Here is a 530-nt window from a genome sequence, read left to right as displayed (position 1 = left end):
CCACACAGGAGGTCGAGATTTACTTCAATTTTGTTGGGCGATTCGTTCCCCCGGCGTTTGGAGAAGCGGAGCTTACCCCGGAGGAATTAGAGGAAATCCGCAAGCGTGAGGAACGCAAGGACAGGCTTCATCAGAACTACTTAAAGCGGAAAGCCAGCGGAGCGCAGAAGCGATACGAGGACAAAATCAAGGGGAGAAAAAAGGCAGAAATCGAAGCCAAGAAAGCCGCTATTCGTGCGGAGGATATTGCAAAGGGAGTGTTCGTCCCTGTCAGCAGTTTACCGCAGAGAGAGCCGATGAAAGGAGTACAAACAGCATGAATATCACTTATACACAGAACGGCGATTATCTTATCCCGAACATCGTTATCCGCAAGACCAAGCCCCTCGGACACTACGGCAGACTTCGCAAGGCGTATCTGGAAATGCACCGTCCGATACTGTTCAATGAGCTGGTGCTATCCGACAAGCTCTTTGAGCATTGCGCCGAGATTGACGAAGCGGCACGAAACCGCATGGAGCTGATCGTGC

At 51.5% G+C, this 530-nt stretch carries 1 protein-coding gene and 1 pseudogene; both read left to right on the top strand.

Going from position 1 to position 530, the window contains the following annotated elements; translation table 11 throughout:
- A pseudogene (locus tag HMPREF1546_RS03005) lies at positions 1-320 on the top strand (hypothetical protein); the annotation flags it as partial.
- Positions 317-530, top strand: a 214-nt coding sequence (locus tag HMPREF1546_RS03000) for a TnpV protein (protein ID WP_021751673.1), incomplete at its 3' end; no start/stop codon positions are given. The pseudogene HMPREF1546_RS03005 and the gene HMPREF1546_RS03000, both read left to right, overlap by 4 nt.

It is taken from the genome of Oscillibacter sp. KLE 1745, assembly GCF_000469445.2.
GTDB classification, from domain to species: Bacteria; Bacillota; Clostridia; order Oscillospirales; family Oscillospiraceae; genus Oscillibacter; species Oscillibacter welbionis.
This window is presented reverse-complemented; position numbering and strand designations above follow the sequence as displayed.